The sequence below is a fragment of the Photobacterium sp. genome (genome assembly GCF_057456235.1).
The window spans coordinates 34,196-52,352 of record NZ_JBVCPH010000019.1; the positions used below are offsets into that span (position 1 = coordinate 34,196).

Genomic DNA, 18,157 nt, shown 5'->3' on the forward strand with positions numbered 1-18,157 from the left:
TGAACGTGCCGACATTATGCCCAATCGGAACCGACAAGCCTATGGATTAATCAGACAAATCAACCAGACCGCCTTGTATGAGCCAGAATCCGAGGACAGCGACGATACCCAAATCAGCTCACAATACAGAATTGAGCCGGGATTGAGGTTAGTTGGCTATAGACTAAAGTCGTCTGGAGCTTGCCGGCAAGTTAAGCGAGACTGTCGGCAGGAACCAACAGACGGCCCGGCGGGGAGTAAGATGCCTGATAAGTTAGACACCTCACTGACACCATTTGATCGCCTTGACCCTGAGCAGCAACAGGTACTGAAAGATGCGCTGGATGTGGCTTATTTTCGGACGGGCGAAACCATAATCCGGGCCGGAGAAATCTGCAGCCAACTATTCATCATCATCAAAGGCGGTGTCGAGGAGATCTCCACCGACGGCAAGGAAACTTATGCCCACTATGCCCGTGACGATATGTTCGATGTCCGGGCTCAGCTGGAAAGTGAAAGCCGTCATCACTATATCGCGCTGGAAGATACCCTATGCTACCTGCTGCCAAGAGAGATTTTTGTCAATTTTTACCAGTCTAATGCTCAGTTTGCTGCCTATTTCGATACCAACCTCGCGCGTCGCCAGGATCTGATTGAAGAAGCACAGCGTCAGCAGAACCTGGCCGAGTTTATTCTTACCAAAATCGATGACGATAACATTCAACCTTGTCTGATGGTGCCACGTGACGCCAGCCTGAAAACCGTCACGGAAAAAATGCGCGCACAGGGTTTCGATGCCGCTCTGGTTGAGCTCAACCCTAGCCCGCAATACGGTATTGTTACCCGCACGGATTTGCTCCACGCCGTTATGCTGGAGCAGCAATCTCCCGATACCGCCGTCAGTCACGTCGCCACCACACCGGTGATCAGTATTAATAAAGGTGACTTTCTGTTCAATGCCATGATTGCCATGACCCGGCATAAAGTGAAGCGGGTACAGGTACTGGACTGCGGGCAGGTCGTCGGCATGCTGGATCTGACCCAGGTACTGAGCTTGTTCTCGACCCACTCCCACGTACTGACGCTGCGCATTGCCCGGGCCGATAATATTGAAGAATTATCCCTTGCTGCCGGCAGTCAGCAGCGGCTGGTAGAGACCCTGTTCAATAACGGAATTCATACCCTGTTCGTGATGGAGCTGATCGCCACCGTCAACGAACAGATCATCGAAAAAGCCTTTCAGCTTATTGTACCGGCCGATATGCACAACCTCTGCTGCCTGATGGTCATGGGATCTGAAGGACGGGGAGAACAGATCCTGAAAACCGATCAGGATAATGCCTTGATCATACAGGACGGCGCTGACTGGCCGGATTGCCCGCGGGTCATGGAACAGCTGACCCAAACATTACAACAACTGGGTTATCCGCTCTGTCCCGGCAACGTCATGGTCAACAACCCCAAATGGGTGAAAACCCAGAGTGAGTGGTTACACACCATCAGCCAGTGCTGCCGGCAGGGAACCGAAGACAGTTTGATGGATCTGGCGATTCTGGCTGATAGCCATGCGGTTGCCGGCAACCCGGATTTACTGACCCCACTGCAACTCCGCCTGCATCAGCAGCTGGCAGAAAAAGAATTGTTACTGTCGACCTTCACCCGCCCGGCACTCAGGTTCAGTGTTCCTCTCACCTTGTTCGGCAAGATCAAATCCGGCAAGCAAGGTATTGATATTAAGCGCGGCGGTATCTTTCCCATCGTGCACGGCGTTCGTGCTTTGGCGCTGGAATACGCCATCGAAAACAACAACACTTTCGATCGCATCAATCGGCTGGAACAGCACAAAGTACTGGAGCCCGTTACGGCATCGAATTTAAGTGAAGCCTTAAAGCTCTTTATTAAAATACGCCTGCGCCAGCAGTTGCATCATCAGGCCGACGGCCAAAACCAGCCGCTGAATATCAGCTATCTCAGCCGTACCGAACGTGACTTGCTGCGCCACAGTCTTCATGTTGTGAAGAAATTTAAAGAGTGGCTCGGCTATCACTATCAGATCAGAGACTAGGGAGCGAGCGCCGAGAAACTAGAGACTAGAACCTCGGTACTCGACACGACAATATGAATATATTAAGACGTTACTGGTATCAGCGTAAGTTAAAACACAGCCCCTACCATTACCTGTTCAACCGTTATCAGGGCGATGAACTGGTCTCACTCGACTGTGAAACCACCAGCTTAGATCCCCATCGCGCGGAATTAGTCACCATTGCGGCGACACGAATAAAAGACAACCGAATATTAACCAGCCAGTCGCTCCATTTAACCTTGCGTACACCGGCCAGCCTGAATGCTGACTCTGTGGCCATTCATCACATTCGCCACCAGGATTTACAAGCCGGGCTAGAAGTGCGCCAGGCCTTAACAACCTTACTGGAGTTTATCGGCAACCGCCCTTTAGTGGGCTACCATATCCGTTATGACAAGACCATTCTCGATCGCTACTACCTTGCTCTGTTTGGCTTTGCGCTACCAAACAAAATGGTCGAAGTCAGCCACCTTTACCATGATCGCTTAGAGCGGCTGTTACCCAATGCTTATTATGACTTAAGCCTGGAAGCGATTAGCCGCCATCTTGATCTGCCAGTTCCCCAGCGCCATGACGCCCTGGAAGATTCCATTACCGCGGCATTGATTTATGTCCGGCTTAAACACGGTGATATTCCTATGCTCAGATCGGCATAACACAACCCTTCCAAGTGCAAGGTTTTTAATGTAACAACTATGTAACGCCGGTGAACCCCGTCTGAGCCTCCTCTCTCATCCTAAAGTCTAATTGTGGCAAATCCCGATCTGTCGGAAGTTAGTACCAACAGAGACAGCGGCTTATAACAAAAATAATCTGGTCCATCAGAAGGACACCGACAGAAACACAAGGAGAAGAGAATGAGTGAGGTTCATGTTTATCCGGTCAATCACAAGATTGCAGCTACCGCCCACGTGAATGATAAGCAATATCGTGAGATGTACCAGCAATCGATTATCAACCCTGAAAGATTCTGGCGTGAGCAAGGCCAAATCATCGACTGGATTAAACCATTCACGAAAGTTAAAGATACCTCGTTTGATACGGGTCATGTCAAAGTTAATTGGTTTGAAGACGGCACTCTGAACGTTTCTGCCAACTGTCTTGACCGCCATCTGGCCACTCGCGGCGATCAGCCGGCCATTATCTGGGAAGGTGATGATCCGACCGATGATGCAACCTTCACCTACAACGAACTTTTTGAGCAAGTCTGCAAATTCTCCAATGCCCTGAAAAGCCAGGGCGTACGTAAAGGTGATGTCGTTTGTCTTTACATGCCAATGGTTGCCGAAGCGGCTGTGGCAATGCTGGCCTGTACCCGAATTGGTGCCGTGCATACTATCGTATTCGGTGGTTTCTCTCCTGAAGCTCTGGCGGGACGTATTATTGATTCCAACGCCAAAGTGGTCATTACCGCCGATGAAGGGGTCCGCGCCGGTCGCGCCGTGCCACTGAAAAAGAACGTCGATGCCGCCTTGCTTAACGATCAGGTCACCAGTGTGGAAAAAGTCGTCGTGCTGAAACGTACCGGTGGTGAGGTCGAATGGCACAGTGAACGAGATCTCTGGTGGCATGAAGTAACAGCGCTTGTTTCTTCCCACTGCGAACCGGAAGAAATGAATGCCGAAGATCCCCTTTTCATTCTTTACACCTCAGGTTCAACCGGCAAACCTAAAGGCGTGCTGCATACCACCGGGGGCTACCTGGTCTACGCGGCCATGACCTTCAAGTACGTCTTTGACTATCAAGAAGGGGAGATTTACTGGTGTACTGCGGATGTCGGCTGGATCACCGGCCACAGCTACCTGGTTTATGGGCCTTTGGCTAACGGGGCGACAACCCTGTTGTTTGAAGGTGTCCCTAATTACCCATCGACCAGCCGCATGAGCGAGGTGGTTGATAAGCATGGCGTTAATATTCTTTATACCGCCCCAACCGCGATTCGCGCCCTGATGGCAAAAGGCGATCAGGCAATTGCAGGCACCAGCCGCGAATCACTGCGGATCTTGGGATCGGTCGGTGAACCGATAAACCCGGAAGCGTGGGAGTGGTATCACCGCACTATCGGCAACTGCCACTGCCCGGTTATCGATACCTGGTGGCAGACTGAAACCGGCGGAATTATGATCACCCCGCTGCCTGGAGCAACGGAACTAAAACCCGGCTCGGCCACACGCCCATTCTTCGGTGTCCAACCCGCGATCGTTGATAACATGGGTAACATCCTCGACGGCGCCGCTGAAGGTAACCTGGTCATGATAGATTCATGGCCCGGTCAGATGCGCACCCTGTGGGGTGACCATGAGCGCTTTGAACAAACCTACTTCTCAACCTTCCAGGGCATGTACTTCTCTGGTGACGGTGCCCGCCGCGATGAAGACGGCTACTACTGGATCACCGGCCGGGTTGATGACGTACTGAACGTTTCCGGCCACCGTATGGGCACCGCAGAAATCGAATCGGCACTGGTTGCTTTTGATAAAATTGCAGAAGCGGCAATTGTTGGGGTACCGCACGACATTAAGGGCCAGGCAATCTACGCCTATATCACCTTAAATGCCGGTGAGTATCCAAGCGCTGAACTGCATAAAGAAGTGAAGGACTGGGTACGTAAAGAAATTGGCCCGATTGCAACGCCAGATTTCTTGCATTGGACAGACGCTCTGCCCAAAACCCGTTCAGGTAAAATCATGCGCCGGATCTTACGCAAGATCGCAACCGGTGATACCGGCAGCCTGGGTGATACGTCAACCCTTGCCGATCCAAGTGTTGTCGATAAACTGATTGCCGAAAAGCAGACCGTTTTATAACCCGGAAATAACCGTATAATACCCAGCCGCCGCAAGGCGGCTTTTTTATCCGCAAGCACTCAGCGACAGCAATGCTCGGACCACTCACCGCCAAATCTTCTACCTTGCTCGCGATAATGAAAGTGTAAAGTCGCTACATTGGTCAATTATTTGTTTTTCAGTCAATAACATCAGCTATGTCACAGAAAAGGGCTGTCCCCTTCCCTGTTCATGCTGAACTTACGATAAAAACAAACGTCTAAAAAATTATCGCCGTATTTATACAGCTTACACTTGTGCGCACAAAACATCGGTGATTAGACCAGTATTTTGCTGCTATTTGCAGTGAATTCTCTATAATCATCCAACAAACAGGGTTTGGTAGTATAAATTGGGTCACAGGGAAACGACTTTGCAGGTTCCTGCGCGTTGTTAGAGTAAAACCTCCAAAACAAGTGAAAATACGTCAAGATGTCGACCGTTCAACGAATTTTACTTATTAATGGACCTAATCTAAATTTATTAGGTCTCAGAGAGCCCGGCCACTACGGCCATCAAACACTGGCTCAACTCGTTGCTGATTTAACGACTAAAGCAACGGATCTTGGTATGACGCTAGATCACATTCAATCAAACGCAGAACATGAGTTGATTGATGCCATCCACCAGGCCCATGGCAACGTGGATTTTATCATCATCAATCCGGCAGCATTCACCCATACCAGCGTCGCGATCCGTGATGCATTGTTAGGTGTTGCGATTCCGTTTATTGAAGTGCACTTATCTAACGTCCATGCGCGAGAGCCTTTCCGTCATCACTCTTATCTGTCAGATAAAGCAGTCGGGGTGATTTGCGGTCTTGGCCCTGATGGTTATGAATTCGCCCTGAATGCAGCCGTACGACGCCTGCAATCAGAAAGCTAAATGAACAACATATAAAGAGAAAGATAGATGGATATTCGTAAGATCAAAAAACTAATCGAACTGGTAGAAGAATCCGGTATTGCTGAACTGGAAATCTCTGAAGGTGAAGAGTCGGTACGCATCAGCCGTAATGTTCCTGCATCTGCAATGCCTGCACAGCAATTCATGGCTGCACCTCAATTTGCAGCACCCGCTCAGACAGCACCTGCGGAAGCAGCAGCACCGGTAGCGCCTGCGGCACCCGCAGAGTCTGCAGGCCATAAAGTTCTTTCTCCGATGGTAGGTTCTTTCTACCGTGCCCCAAGCCCTGAAGCAAAAGCTTTTGTGGAAGTCGGCCAGTCAGTGAACGTTGGTGACACGCTGTGTATCGTTGAAGCAATGAAAATGATGAACCAGATCCAATCTGATAAAGCCGGTGTCGTTGTCGCAATTCTTGCTGAAGATGGCGATGCAATCGAGTTCGACCAGCCTCTGGTTATCATCGAGTAACAGAGGCCTATTATGTTAGATAAATTAGTTATTGCTAACCGAGGCGAAATTGCGCTTCGTATTCTGCGTGCATGTAAAGAGCTGGGGATCAAGACCGTTGCTGTTCACTCAACGGCTGACCGCGATCTTAAACACGTGTTACTTGCCGATGAATCCATCTGTATCGGTCCTGCGAAAAGTACTGACAGCTACCTGAACATTCCTCGTATTATCAGTGCAGCAGAAATCACCGGTGCGGTTGCTATTCATCCGGGTTACGGTTTCCTGTCTGAAAATGCCGATTTTGCTGAGCAGGTAGAGCGCTCCGGCTTTATTTTCGTTGGCCCGAAAGCGGAAACCATCCGTATGATGGGTGACAAGGTTTCTGCAATCAACGCAATGAAAAAAGCCGGTGTACCTTGTGTACCGGGTTCTGATGGCCCGCTAGATAACGACGAGGCGAAAAATAAATCTTTTGCTAAACGTATCGGTTACCCGGTGATCATCAAAGCCTCTGGTGGCGGTGGTGGTCGCGGCATGCGTGTTGTTCGCTCTGAAGGCGAACTGACAGAAGCCATCGCGATGACCCGCGCAGAAGCAAAAGCCTGCTTTAACAACGATGTGGTTTACATGGAGAAATTCCTGGAAAACCCACGTCATATCGAAGTTCAGATTATTGCTGATGGTCAGGGTAATGCTATTCACCTTGGCGAGCGTGACTGTTCAATGCAGCGTCGTCACCAGAAAGTGGTTGAAGAAGCACCGGCTCCGGGCATCACTGAAGAGATGCGTAAGTACATCGGTGAGCGCTGTACGCGTGCCTGTATCGAGATCAACTATCGCGGCGCAGGTACGTTCGAGTTCCTATATGAAAACGGCGAGTTCTATTTCATTGAAATGAACACCCGTATTCAGGTTGAGCATCCGGTAACCGAAATGGTAACCGGCGTTGATCTGATCAAAGAACAGCTTCGTGTTGCTGCCGGTCAGCCATTGTCATTCAGCCAGAGTGATATTAAGATCCATGGCCATGCTATCGAATGCCGTATCAATGCTGAAGATCCTGTTCGCTTCCTGCCTTGCCCAGGTAAAATAGAACACTTCCACGCACCAGGTGGCATGGGAATTCGTTGGGAATCTCACATTTATGCCGGTTACACAGTACCGCCGCATTACGATTCAATGATCGGCAAGTTGATTGCGTATGGTGAAAACCGCGACGTGGCTATTTCACGTATGCGTAATGCACTGGCTGAATCAATTATTGACGGCATTAAAACCAACATCCCGCTGCAGCAAGAAATTATGGCGGATGAGAACTTCCAGCATGGTGGCGCTAACATCCACTACCTAGAAAAGAAGCTTGGTCTGCAATAAGCTGGAATAACCGCCAGCATATCACTTGTCTCAGGCTGCCATCTGGCAGCCTTTTTTATCGCTCATGTCATCTTTCCCTTCATGATCATTCCCCCTGACAACATCATCACCCCTCTTTATTCCCCCTGCAAATTGACATAGTCGGTAGCACTGAGAAATAACTTTTGCCACAATACCTCTCCTTTTTTTATTTGTATGAGCATTACTCACCGTCAACATGTTAACCGAGTGATGCACTGAACGACTGGAGACAGCAAGCATGAAGACGCTCTCTGCACGCTACCGTCAGGCCCATCGAGAGGCTAAATGGGCGGTAGGTCTAGCGTTGGCCTATTTTATCTGGTGGTATATCTCGGCCTATGCCTTTGCACCAACAGACGCCATCAGCCCCCTTCCCGAACTCTATTTTGGTTTTCCTCTCTGGTTCCTGCTGGCGTGCATTATTGGTCCGGTATTATTCACAGTGCTATGCGGCCTGATGGTCAAATTTATCTATCAGGATATGTCGCTGGACGTCGAAAAGGATAATTCTCATGAATAGCCAACTACTTATCCCTATGGTGATCTATTTACTGGCCGTATTTGCGCTGGCATTGATGACCCGCCGTCGCAGCCACTCGGCCAACGGCTTCCTCAGTGAATACCTGGTCGGCAACCGCAGCATGGGCGGTTTCGTGCTGGCGATGACGCTGGCGGCAACCTATGCCAGTGCCAGTTCGTTTATCGGCGGTCCGGGGGCGGCCTATAAAATGGGATTAGGCTGGGTGCTGCTGGCGATGATCCAGCTGCCTGCAGCCTGGTTAACCTTAGGGGTGCTCGGCAAAAAGTTTGCGATTGAAGCCCGCCGTCATAACGCGCTGACCTTAAATGATATTCTGTATGCCCGCTACAGAAACCGGGGGGTGGTTGTTTTTGCATCACTGGCGCTATTACTGGCCTTCTTCGGCACCATGGTGGTGCAGTTTGTCGGCGGGGCACGGCTACTGCAAACCGTCACCGGACTGCCCTATTCTCAGGGGTTGATGATCTTTGCCATCACGGTCGGACTTTACACCACCATCGGCGGCTTTCGCGCCGTGGTCATGACCGATACCGTTCAGGGCATCATGATGATCATCGGTACCATCGCCTTACTCGCCGGTATCGTCCATGCCGGAGGCAGCGTCGGTGAGCTGATCACCGAGTTGCATCAGATCGACCCTGCCCTAATCACCCCGTTCGGCCCGGATAACTTTCTTAGCCAGCCATTCATGTTTAGTTTTTGGATACTGGTCTGCTTCGGGGTGATCGGCTTACCTCATGCCGCTGTTCGCTGCATGTCATACAAAGACAGCGGCTCGCTGCATAAGGGGATGGTGATCAGTACCGCTATGGTAGCCTTCCTGATGCTGGGAATGCATCTGGCAGGCGCTCTGGGACGCGCTATTGTGCCGGATATTGCCAGCCCGGATCAGATCATGCCGACCCTGATGGTAACCGTGCTGCCACCTGTCGTGGCGGGGATCTTTCTCGCCGGGCCGATGGCCGCCATTATGTCGACTATCGACTCACAGCTGATCCAGGCTTCGGCGACCTTACTTAAAGATCTGTATCTCAACTACATCAATCCAAAAGCAGCCCAGGGGCGGGAAGCCGAGAAGCGGCTGCCAAAGCTGTCGCTCTGGGTTACCGCCATTTTTTCCGCGCTGGTATTCGTCGCTGCCACCAATCCGCCGGATATGATCATCTGGCTCAACCTGCTGGCTTTTGGCGGTATGCAAGCCGTCTTCCTGTGGCCGCTGGTATTGGGCCTGTATTGGAAAAAAGCCTCTGCAGCGGGTGCCTTTGCGTCAATGGTCACCGGCCTGGCTTGCTACATTGGTTTCTCGGTGATAAAACCCGATTTAGCCGGCCTCCATGCCATCGTACCGACCCTGGCATTTGGTCTGATTGCGTTTGTGATCGGCAGCTTAGCCAAGCCGGTAATGGCCATCGCACCGCAACAGTAGCCCCTCACTGCAACATTGGTTTCTGCCTCGCCAAAAGATAGCACCCCGGTGCTATCTTTTTTATCGCTCACAAAACCAGCAGTGATGATTCACGCTCAATGGCTGTGGATTGGTGAAATTTCATGCTAAACTGCGCCCCCTATGTTTCAGTAGTCAAAAAATAAGCGAATTAACCCATGCCTTGGATCCAGATAAAACTGAACGCAACCGCTGAAAATGCGGAAGCGATTGGCGATATGTTAATGGAAGAGACCGGCGCTCTGTCTGCCACTTTCCTTGACGCACAAGACACACCAGTATTCGAGCCGATGCCCGGTGAAACCCGCCTATGGGGTGATACTGATGTGATTGGTTTATACGATGCTGAAGCCGACATGGATTTCGTGCTGAATATGCTGAAGAACAGCCCGCTGATTGCTGACGGTTTTGCATACAAAATCGAGCAGTTAGAAGACAAAGACTGGGAACGTGAGTGGATGGACAACTTCCACCCAATGCGTTTTGGCCGCCGTTTATGGATTTGCCCGAGCTGGCGTGAAGCCCCGGATCCTGACGCCGTCAACGTGCTGCTCGACCCAGGCCTGGCATTTGGTACCGGAACCCACCCGACGACTTCGTTGTGCCTTGAATGGCTTGACGGCCAGGATCTCACCGGCAAAACCGTGATCGATTTTGGCTGTGGCTCCGGTATTCTGGCGATTGCCGCCCTGAAACTGGGTGCTGCAAAAGTCATTGGTATCGACATCGATCCACAGGCAATTCTGGCGTCAAAAGATAACGCCGAGCGCAATGGCGTGGCCGACAAGCTAGAATTGTACTTACCGCAACATCAACCAGAAGGTATTCAGGCCGATGTCGTCGTGGCTAACATTCTTGCCGGTCCGTTACGTGAACTCTCTCCGGTCATTAAAGGGCTGGTTAAATCCGGTGGCGATCTGGCGATCTCTGGCGTATTGGAAGTTCAGGCTGAAGACGTCTCCACATACTACGCCGATGAACTAATATTAGATCCGGTTATGGCACGTGAAGAGTGGTGCCGTATTTCCGGCCACAAAGCATAAAAATCCATAAATACAGTTTCGTTCCATCAATTTTTACTGTGTGCAAAATCTCCAATTGATTGAAAATCATACTTTTTTGTTAATCAAAAACTAAATGCTCAATTATTGGCCTTTTCAGAATGGGAAAAAATGCGTAAAATGCGCGCCCTTACTGGCACAGTCAGGTACAGACGTTTGCAGATCGGTCCTTATCAACTTAACAACCAGCTGATAGTCGCGCCAATGGCGGGTGTGACCGATCGGCCATTTCGTGAACTTTGCCTGCGCTACGGTGCCGGCATGGCTGTGAGCGAAATGATGTCGTCAAATCCAGATTTATGGAAAACGTCTAAATCGCAGAATCGGATGGTTCATGAAGGCGAATCGGGGATTCGCTCGGTTCAAATTGCGGGAGCCGATCCGAAGCTGATGGCCGAAGCGGCCCAATTCAGTGTTGAGAACGGTGCGCAAATCATCGATATCAACATGGGTTGCCCGGCGAAGAAGGTCAACAAACGATTGGCAGGTTCTGCACTGCTGCAATATCCCGCACTAATCGAAGAGATCCTTCGTAGCGTGGTGAATGCAGTGGATGTTCCGGTGACGCTGAAAACGCGAACCGGCTGGGACTTAGACAACCGAAACTGTGTCAAGATTGCCCAACTCGCGGAACAATGCGGCATTCAGGCTTTGGCCCTTCACGGGCGCACGAAAACCTGTATGTACAAAGGTGAAGCGGAATATGACTACATCAAAGCAGCTAAACAAGCTGTCTCGATTCCGGTGATCGCTAACGGTGATATCGATTCTCCGGAAAAGGCCCGCTTCGTACTCGATTACACGGGTGCAGATGCTTTGATGATTGGCCGGCCTGCACAAGGCCGACCGTGGATTTTCCGAGAAATCCACCATTACTTAACAACCGGCGAATACCTGCCTGCCCCGTCTCTGGATGAGGTAAGTGGCATTATGCTGGGTCATGTTCAAGAACTTCACCGTTTCTACGGGGAGTATTTAGGGCTGCGCATCGCACGTAAACACGTGTCTTGGTACTTAAAAGAACATGCACCAGCTGGTGATTTCCGCCGGTCCTTCAACGCTATCGAGAACGCTCAAGAGCAAATCGATGCGCTGCAAGGCTACTTCGAAAACGTTGCATAAATACTAGAAGAGCTTACAGAATTATGTTCGAACAAAATCTGACTTCCGAAGCGTTAACAGTTACAACTGTAACTTCACAAGACCAAATCACACAGAAGCCACTTCGTGACTCTGTTAAAGCGTCGCTAAAAAACTATCTGGCTCAATTGAATGGTCAGGAAGTCGACGATCTGTACGAGCTAGTGCTTGCAGAGGTTGAGCAGCCACTACTGGATACGATCATGCAGTACACCCGTGGTAACCAGACTCGCGCAGCAACCATGATGGGTATCAACCGCGGCACGCTTCGTAAGAAGCTTAAAAAATACGGCATGAACTAAAACATTAACGCTAAGTTACTGTTTTTAAAAAGCCCATTAGCTTGATCCGCTATGGGCTTTTTTATGCTTGCTACACACCTCACTTTCCTTCCAGTTAACAATATATTCTTTTTCAGCCTTGGTTATCAGGGAAGAATAAAGATGACGATTAAATGGTACACGATGGGTGCTTAGCAACATTGGTCAGCTAGTAATACAAACAACTTAATAAGTTAGAGGTAATCACACAGGTAAGCGGTGGTTTCTGTTACTTTGACCTCAAACGATGCATCACCGGGTACTTCAAAATCATCACCCGCGCTGAAGGTATCCCAATCGACATGACCCGGTAATTTCACCGTCAGTGATCCTTTCACTACCGTCATCCGTTCTGGCGCGGCGGTACCAAAGGTATAATCACCGGGGGCCATAACACCGACACTTGTATGCTCACCATGGGTTTCAAAACCAATGGATTTCACTTGACCATCAAAATATTCATTTATTTTCAGCATGATATTCCCTATCACTCTATCACTTATTGTTTTAGCGTAAATTTCAAGCTATCACAGTTCATATACCCAAACCACTTCAATATACCGGGTACCGCAGAAATTCCGTTACTTTTCGCCAGGGCACTACAGCGACAAATAACAACATCACCTAATTGACTAAAATAATGACCCAATATTCGCTACAATGGTGCTTCTGATTATTTGAACAGTGTTACCGGAGAGAGCCCGAATGAAAAGATATGTACTGTGGATTAGCATCTTAGGCAGCGCTTTATTGACGGGGTGCTCTGCCCAGGAAAAACAGGGGATCAAAGAGGGCTTTACAGAAATCGGCCACGCCACCCGAGATGTAACACGTGAAACCGGCCACTTCTTCCGCGATACGACCAAAGATGTCATTGAAAATGTAAAAGAAGCCACGTCATCGGACGAAGGGTAACCCGGCCTTACCCGCCGTTCACGGCGACCTTTACTCTGTGTCGCCCAGAGCTTCAAGAATTGAACAATGGCTGGCATTGTCATCGGCATGACCGCAGCAGGCATCATTGATTTTTTTTAACGCGAGACGAATTCTCGCTAATTCAGCAATTTTACTATCCACTTCTTCGAGTTTTGCCTGCGTAATGGCTTTTACTTCGGCACAGCTGTGCTGACTGGCTTCAAGGCGAATATCCAACAACTCCCGGATTTCATCCAAACTCAGCCCGATGGTTTTGGCCCTGAGGATAAAGTTCACCCGTGACAGGTTTTCTTCGCTATAAAGCCGATAACCGCTTTCACTGCGGGCTGCAGGCACCAGCAAACCATTTTTTTCATAAAACCTCAACGTATCGCTACTGACCTCACACTGTTTTGCAAGCTGGCCAATCAGATACATATGCTGTCTCCTTTACTTGAAGATAATTTTACTGCACCAAATGGGGCTAACCGCCAAGAGCAAACGTTTGCGTCGCTTTTGAATTAATGTAAAATACCTGCTGTCGATGATGAATCAAACACCATCAATGCTCGGTTTTACACGATTTTAACTGAGAATATTTCCCAAAACCAAATACTTTGCTTGGTTTTGGGAAATGTCCTATTCACCGTGTATTTAAAGAGATGGTAGCAATGGAAAACGCTCGTCCTATTCGCCGTGCGCTAATTAGCGTATCAGACAAAACCGGTATTGTTGAATTCGCCCAAGCCTTAGCCAGTCATGGCGTAGAAATTCTATCTACCGGCGGTACTGCTCGTCTACTTGCAGAGCAAGATATCAAGGTCACAGAAGTATCTGAGTATACCGGCTTCCCTGAAATGATGGATGGCCGGGTAAAGACACTTCACCCTAAAGTACACGGTGGTGTTCTTGGCCGTCGAGGCCAAGACGATGCAGTCATGGCCGAACACGGTATCGCACCGATCGACATGGTTGTGGTCAACCTCTATCCATTCGCCGAAACGGTAGCTAAAGAAGGCTGCACGCTGGAAGACGCGGTTGAGAACATCGACATCGGCGGGCCGACGATGGTGCGCTCTGCGGCAAAGAACCACAAAGATGTGACAATCATTGTTAATGCTCACGACTACGGGCGCGTACTAGCCGAAATGACGGCGAATCAGGGTTCACTGACCCATGCCACCCGCTTTGACCTGGCTATCGCCGCCTTCGAGCATACCGCCGCCTACGACGGTATGATCGCCAACTACTTCGGTACCATGGTGCCATCATACGGCGACAACAGAGACGGTGATGAACCTTCGCCTGAAAACAAAAGTAAATTCCCTCGCACGTTCAACCAGCAGTTCGAGAAGAAGCAAGACATGCGCTACGGTGAGAACAATCACCAAGACGCGGCTTTCTATGTGGAAAAAAATCCACAAGAAGCATCGGTTTCAACGGCCCGTCAAATTCAGGGCAAGGCCCTGTCTTACAACAACATTGCCGATACCGATGCGGCACTTGAGTGCGTCAAAGAGTTCGATCAGCCGGCCTGTGTCATTGTGAAGCATGCAAACCCTTGCGGTGTTGCGCTGGGTGACAACATCCTGGAAGCCTACGACCGTGCTCACAAGACTGATCCAACGTCAGCCTTTGGCGGCATCATCGCCTTTAACCAAGAACTGGATGCCGCAACCGCACAAGCGATTGTTGACCGTCAGTTTGTTGAAGTGATTATTGCACCGAGCATTTCAGCGGCGGCGATTGAGATTGTCGCAACCAAGAAAAACCTTCGCCTGCTGGAGTGTGGCAAGTGGACAACCAAGACGACCGGCTTCGATGTTAAGCGCGTTAACGGTGGTTTGCTGGTCCAGGACCGTGATCAGGGGATGGTTGGCGAAGATGATCTGCAAGTGGTGTCTAAACGCGAACCAAATGCAGATGAACTGCGCGATGCGTTGTTTTGCTGGAAAGTCGCAAAATACGTCAAATCTAACGCGATTGTTTATGCCAAAGGCAACATGACTATCGGTGTCGGCGCAGGCCAGATGAGCCGCGTCTACTCGGCCAAAATTGCCGGGATCAAAGCCGCAGACGAAAACCTCGAAGTGGCGGGCAGCGTGATGGCATCGGATGCCTTCTTCCCGTTCCGTGACGGCATCGATGCGGCCGCTGACGCGGGGATCACTTGTGTGATCCAGCCTGGCGGCTCAATGCGCGATGACGAAGTCATCCAGGCGGCAGACGAATACGGAATGGCAATGCTGTTTACCGGTATGCGTCACTTCCGTCACTAAACAATAAAGACCTGCCAATAACGAGTAGGTCTTTTTTTATGAATTTAAAGCCTCTGACTCGCCTCGGGGGCACCTCCATTTAACAACTTTTAAGCGTTTAGAGCTAAGCCATTTTTTTGAGTTCAAGGAAAGCGCTCGGAGTTTATAAACAGAAATGAGTACGCTTGACACGGAAATCAGAAAAATGGCGACGCTATAAGGATGAAAAGATGAAAGTTCTTATTATTGGTAACGGCGGTCGCGAACATGCATTGGCATGGAAAGCGGCACAATCTACAGATGTAGAGACTATTTTCGTTGCACCAGGTAACGCAGGCAGTGCGCTTGAGCCAAAAGTCGAAAACGTACCTATCGGTGTTGAAGACATCAGTGCATTGGTTGCCTTTGCGCAAGAAAACCATATCGATCTGACCATTGTCGGTCCTGAAGCACCGTTGGTTATTGGTGTTGTCGATGCGTTCCGTGCCGCAGGCTTACCCATCTTTGGGCCAACCCAAGCGGCAGCGCAGCTGGAAGGCTCTAAAGCCTTCACGAAAGACTTTCTGGCTCGTCATCAGATCCCAACCGCTGAATACCAGAACTTCACGGAGATCGAGCCTGCTCTGGCTTATCTGCGCGAAAAAGGCGCACCAATCGTGGTTAAGGCCGATGGCCTGGCAGCCGGAAAAGGCGTTATTGTTGCGATGACACTGGAAGAAGCTGAAAACGCCGTGCGTGATATGCTGGCGGGCAATGCGTTTGGCGAAGCGGGCCATCGGGTGGTGATCGAAGAATTCCTTGATGGGGAAGAAGCCAGCTTCATCGTCATGGTTGATGGCAAGAATGTACTGCCAATGGCCACCAGCCAGGATCACAAGCGGGTCGGTAACGGTGATACGGGGCCAAATACGGGAGGCATGGGCGCCTACTCTCCGGCCCCTGTCGTGACTCAGGCGATCCATGACCGTGTGATGGCAGAGGTTATCTACCCCACCGTACGCGGTATGGAAGCAGAAGGCGCACCTTATACCGGCTTCTTATACGCCGGCCTGATGGTTATGGCCGATGGCACACCGAAAGTCATCGAGTATAACTGCCGATTTGGTGATCCTGAGACCCAGCCTATTATGCTGCGCATGCAGTCTGATCTGATTGAGCTTTGCCTGGCCGCCATTGATGGCAAGCTGGATCAAGCAGAATCTAAGTGGGATCCACGTGCATCTGTGGGTATTGTACTGGCGGCAGGCGGCTACCCGGCAGAATATGCAAAAGGCGATGTCATTTCAGGCCTGCCTCAGCAAGAAGTGGCTGGTGAGAAAGTATTCCAGGCAGGCACAACAACCAACGATGGCGACATCGTCACCAACGGTGGCCGTGTATTGTGTGCAACAGCCCTGGGAGATAGCGTTTCTGACGCTCAGCAGCGCGCTTACGCACTGGCGAAGAAAATATCATGGAATGGTATGTTCTATCGTAATGACATCGGCTATCGTGCCATTGCGCGTGAACAAAAGGCTTAATCGCTGACAGTTACTGCCCAGAGACAAAAACGCGCTGACGAACGTTATATCGAGCCGTCAGCGCGTTTTTTTATGTCTGGACTTTATTGTGGGGTTATTTATCCAGCAGTAGCGGAGGAAGAATACAGGACTGAGTCTCATCTTGCAGGAGCAAAAGCTGCTGTGCCACCAGCTCTTTGTTACGCACCTTGCCTGTCACTGCCATATATCCGGACCGAGCCTGCTGCCTTAACTGCCGGGTAACCGAATCAGCTGGTTTAGGCTGGAAAGTCACATTGAGCTCTTTCTCATCACCACAGCGCAGAAAGCGATGATCGATCCAGTGCCCCTGGATCAGAGACTGACCTTGCTGATGCTGTTTTGTCACGGTATCTACCGCAACCTGCGCTTGCTTGGTGAGTTGATAAAGCTGGGAATCCGATAACGGTAAGACCGCATCCGCCACCGTATTGCGCTGGAATACCGCACGGCCTTTGGTGTCATAACGCACCCGAAGTGAAAACGACTTCAGGCCATCCTCTTGTAACAGAGTTCCCTGACGTTCAATTTCACGTAATTTACCATCCTGCCAGCGATAATCCGATTGATAGCCACCATAATCGCCAGCCATTACCACTTCAGATAATTGGACGGAGCGATTTTGCCGATGGGAATACCAGTAGAGCGAAGTCGCATCTCCGGCGGTCTGGCCACCCGTCATAGTCTGGATCTGAGCGATAGGATTATCAGGCACTGAGCTGGCTGAACATCCAGCAAGAAGAGATAAGGAAAGGAGAACAATGAGCCGCTTCATAAAGGAAAATACCGCCAGATAAAGTTACCTGGCGGATTATAGATTACTTCAATGCATCTTTCAGTGCTTTACCGGAAACAAATGCAGGAACGTTTGCTGCTGCGATTTGAATTTCCTGACCAGTTTGAGGATTACGGCCAGTGCGTGCAGCACGGTGGTTCACTTTAAATGTACCAAAGCCAATCAGTTGAATCTGGTCACCTTCTTTCAGCGCTTCGGTAATACCCTCAAGAGTTGATTCCAGCGCTGCTTTAGCTTGAGCTTTAGAAAGATCTGCTTTGTCAGCGATCAGGTCAATCAGTTGGGTCTTGTTCATTTGTTTTCCCTTCTAAGGTTTTTCTTGAGACGCCACAACTCTAATTCAAAAGAAGCCCGTGTGGCAAAGGTTTGTCTGCGATCATGTGCTTAGATGCGGGCTCTTTAACCATAAACTGAGCGCAAGTTCACAAAATGTTACTCATCCCTCTGATGAAATAGCTGTATTTATTTCCTTTGGCACCGCTTAATATGGTCGTAATTCCATA

The 18,157-nt window shown here is 50.0% G+C and carries 18 protein-coding genes; 14 read left to right on the forward strand and 4 right to left on the reverse strand.

All coding sequences use genetic code 11. The features are described 5' to 3' along the window. Positions 1 to 241: 241 nt before the first annotated feature. The 11 genes from AC2204_RS17935 (at position 242) to fis (ending at position 12,129) form a co-directional block, all read left to right on the forward strand. Positions 242 to 2,044 carry a DUF294 nucleotidyltransferase-like domain-containing protein gene (locus AC2204_RS17935; RefSeq protein WP_318927058.1) on the forward strand — a complete coding sequence of 601 codons (1,803 nt, stop codon included), beginning with the start codon at positions 242 to 244 and terminating at the stop codon, positions 2,042 to 2,044. Positions 2,045 to 2,097: 53 nt separating this feature from the next. Further along, positions 2,098 to 2,721 (forward strand): 3'-5' exonuclease, encoded by a 624-nt coding sequence (locus tag AC2204_RS17940; protein ID WP_318927059.1) that lies wholly within the window; start codon positions 2,098 to 2,100, stop codon positions 2,719 to 2,721. Positions 2,722 to 2,922: 201 nt separating this feature from the next. After that, positions 2,923 to 4,872, forward strand: coding sequence for an acetate--CoA ligase (acs, locus tag AC2204_RS17945; RefSeq protein ID WP_318927061.1), 1,950 nt, complete (start codon positions 2,923 to 2,925; stop codon positions 4,870 to 4,872). A gap of 450 nt (positions 4,873 to 5,322) precedes the next feature. Further along, positions 5,323 to 5,775 carry a type II 3-dehydroquinate dehydratase gene (gene aroQ / locus AC2204_RS17950; RefSeq protein WP_318927063.1) on the forward strand — a complete coding sequence of 151 codons (453 nt, stop codon included), beginning with the start codon at positions 5,323 to 5,325 and terminating at the stop codon, positions 5,773 to 5,775. 27 nt (positions 5,776 to 5,802) lie between these two features. Beyond that, on the forward strand, positions 5,803 to 6,264 hold the full coding sequence (accB, locus tag AC2204_RS17955) for an acetyl-CoA carboxylase biotin carboxyl carrier protein (protein WP_318927064.1): 462 nt from the start codon (positions 5,803 to 5,805) through the stop codon (positions 6,262 to 6,264). 12 nt (positions 6,265 to 6,276) lie between these two features. Then, positions 6,277 to 7,620 carry an acetyl-CoA carboxylase biotin carboxylase subunit gene (accC, locus tag AC2204_RS17960; RefSeq protein WP_318927065.1) on the forward strand — a complete coding sequence of 448 codons (1,344 nt, stop codon included), beginning with the start codon at positions 6,277 to 6,279 and terminating at the stop codon, positions 7,618 to 7,620. A 259-nt stretch (positions 7,621 to 7,879) separates the two neighbouring features. Next, the gene (locus AC2204_RS17965) at positions 7,880 to 8,161 is read left to right on the forward strand and encodes a YhdT family protein (protein ID WP_318927067.1); all 282 of its coding nucleotides are present in this window, start codon (positions 7,880 to 7,882) and stop codon (positions 8,159 to 8,161) included. After that, on the forward strand, positions 8,154 to 9,608 hold the full coding sequence (panF, locus tag AC2204_RS17970) for a sodium/pantothenate symporter (RefSeq protein ID WP_318927069.1): 1,455 nt from the start codon (positions 8,154 to 8,156) through the stop codon (positions 9,606 to 9,608). The genes AC2204_RS17965 and panF overlap by 8 nt, the downstream gene beginning before the upstream one ends. A gap of 176 nt (positions 9,609 to 9,784) precedes the next feature. Next, entirely contained in the window at positions 9,785 to 10,669 is an 885-nt protein-coding gene (prmA, locus tag AC2204_RS17975; protein WP_318927070.1) for a 50S ribosomal protein L11 methyltransferase, read from the forward strand. Positions 10,670 to 10,843: 174 nt separating this feature from the next. Further along, on the forward strand, positions 10,844 to 11,809 hold the full coding sequence (gene dusB, locus AC2204_RS17980; protein ID WP_318927150.1) for a tRNA dihydrouridine synthase DusB: 966 nt from the start codon (positions 10,844 to 10,846) through the stop codon (positions 11,807 to 11,809). Between the two features lie 23 nt (positions 11,810 to 11,832). Further along, positions 11,833 to 12,129 carry a DNA-binding transcriptional regulator Fis gene (gene fis / locus AC2204_RS17985; RefSeq protein WP_005372656.1) on the forward strand — a complete coding sequence of 99 codons (297 nt, stop codon included), beginning with the start codon at positions 11,833 to 11,835 and terminating at the stop codon, positions 12,127 to 12,129. Between the two features lie 212 nt (positions 12,130 to 12,341). On the opposite strand, the gene ppnP is transcribed toward fis, so the two are convergent. After that, the gene (gene ppnP, locus AC2204_RS17990; protein ID WP_318927111.1) at positions 12,342 to 12,623 is read right to left on the reverse strand and encodes a pyrimidine/purine nucleoside phosphorylase; all 282 of its coding nucleotides are present in this window, start codon (positions 12,621 to 12,623) and stop codon (positions 12,342 to 12,344) included. Between the two features lie 229 nt (positions 12,624 to 12,852). On the opposite strand from ppnP, the gene AC2204_RS17995 reads away from it, so the two are divergent. Then, entirely contained in the window at positions 12,853 to 13,062 is a 210-nt protein-coding gene (locus tag AC2204_RS17995) for a hypothetical protein (RefSeq protein ID WP_318927113.1), read from the forward strand. Positions 13,063 to 13,092: 30 nt separating this feature from the next. Here the strand turns inward: AC2204_RS17995 and zntR are convergent, their stop codons facing one another. Continuing rightward, positions 13,093 to 13,500, reverse strand: a complete 408-nt coding sequence (zntR, locus tag AC2204_RS18000) for a Zn(2+)-responsive transcriptional regulator (RefSeq protein WP_318927114.1) — start codon at positions 13,498 to 13,500, stop codon at positions 13,093 to 13,095. Between the two features lie 233 nt (positions 13,501 to 13,733). Between zntR and purH the strand changes: the two genes are divergently transcribed. Both purH and purD read left to right on the forward strand, forming a co-directional pair. Continuing rightward, the gene (purH, locus tag AC2204_RS18005) at positions 13,734 to 15,341 is read left to right on the forward strand and encodes a bifunctional phosphoribosylaminoimidazolecarboxamide formyltransferase/IMP cyclohydrolase (RefSeq protein ID WP_318927115.1); all 1,608 of its coding nucleotides are present in this window, start codon (positions 13,734 to 13,736) and stop codon (positions 15,339 to 15,341) included. Positions 15,342 to 15,550: 209 nt separating this feature from the next. Further along, positions 15,551 to 16,840 carry a phosphoribosylamine--glycine ligase gene (gene purD / locus AC2204_RS18010; protein WP_318927117.1) on the forward strand — a complete coding sequence of 430 codons (1,290 nt, stop codon included), beginning with the start codon at positions 15,551 to 15,553 and terminating at the stop codon, positions 16,838 to 16,840. A gap of 94 nt (positions 16,841 to 16,934) precedes the next feature. Here purD and AC2204_RS18015 read toward each other — a convergent pair whose 3' ends face one another. After that, positions 16,935 to 17,573 carry a DUF1481 domain-containing protein gene (locus AC2204_RS18015; RefSeq protein WP_318927118.1) on the reverse strand — a complete coding sequence of 213 codons (639 nt, stop codon included), beginning with the start codon at positions 17,571 to 17,573 and terminating at the stop codon, positions 16,935 to 16,937. A 103-nt stretch (positions 17,574 to 17,676) separates the two neighbouring features. Next, positions 17,677 to 17,949, reverse strand: a complete 273-nt coding sequence (gene hupA / locus AC2204_RS18020) for a nucleoid-associated protein HU-alpha (RefSeq protein ID WP_107284603.1) — start codon at positions 17,947 to 17,949, stop codon at positions 17,677 to 17,679. Positions 17,950 to 18,157: the final 208 nt, after the last annotated feature.

Excerpts from the sequence above, each read along its gene's own strand:
- AC2204_RS17935 (WP_318927058.1), top strand. The coding sequence starts at position 242 with ATGCCTGATAAGTTAGACACCTCACTGACACCATTTGATCGCCTTGAC.
- AC2204_RS17940 (WP_318927059.1), top strand. The coding sequence starts at position 2,098 with ATGAATATATTAAGACGTTACTGGTATCAGCGTAAGTTAAAACACAGC.
- acs (WP_318927061.1), top strand. The coding sequence starts at position 2,923 with ATGAGTGAGGTTCATGTTTATCCGGTCAATCACAAGATTGCAGCTACC.
- aroQ (WP_318927063.1), top strand. The coding sequence starts at position 5,323 with ATGTCGACCGTTCAACGAATTTTACTTATTAATGGACCTAATCTAAAT.
- accB (WP_318927064.1), top strand. The coding sequence starts at position 5,803 with ATGGATATTCGTAAGATCAAAAAACTAATCGAACTGGTAGAAGAATCC.
- accC (WP_318927065.1), top strand. The coding sequence starts at position 6,277 with ATGTTAGATAAATTAGTTATTGCTAACCGAGGCGAAATTGCGCTTCGT.
- AC2204_RS17965 (WP_318927067.1), top strand. The coding sequence starts at position 7,880 with ATGAAGACGCTCTCTGCACGCTACCGTCAGGCCCATCGAGAGGCTAAA.
- panF (WP_318927069.1), top strand. The coding sequence starts at position 8,154 with ATGAATAGCCAACTACTTATCCCTATGGTGATCTATTTACTGGCCGTA.
- prmA (WP_318927070.1), top strand. The coding sequence starts at position 9,785 with ATGCCTTGGATCCAGATAAAACTGAACGCAACCGCTGAAAATGCGGAA.
- fis (WP_005372656.1), top strand. The coding sequence starts at position 11,833 with ATGTTCGAACAAAATCTGACTTCCGAAGCGTTAACAGTTACAACTGTA.
- ppnP (WP_318927111.1), bottom strand. The coding sequence starts at position 12,623 with ATGCTGAAAATAAATGAATATTTTGATGGTCAAGTGAAATCCATTGGT.
- AC2204_RS17995 (WP_318927113.1), top strand. The coding sequence starts at position 12,853 with ATGAAAAGATATGTACTGTGGATTAGCATCTTAGGCAGCGCTTTATTG.
- zntR (WP_318927114.1), bottom strand. The coding sequence starts at position 13,500 with ATGTATCTGATTGGCCAGCTTGCAAAACAGTGTGAGGTCAGTAGCGAT.
- purH (WP_318927115.1), top strand. The coding sequence starts at position 13,734 with ATGGAAAACGCTCGTCCTATTCGCCGTGCGCTAATTAGCGTATCAGAC.
- purD (WP_318927117.1), top strand. The coding sequence starts at position 15,551 with ATGAAAGTTCTTATTATTGGTAACGGCGGTCGCGAACATGCATTGGCA.
- hupA (WP_107284603.1), bottom strand. The coding sequence starts at position 17,949 with ATGAACAAGACCCAACTGATTGACCTGATCGCTGACAAAGCAGATCTT.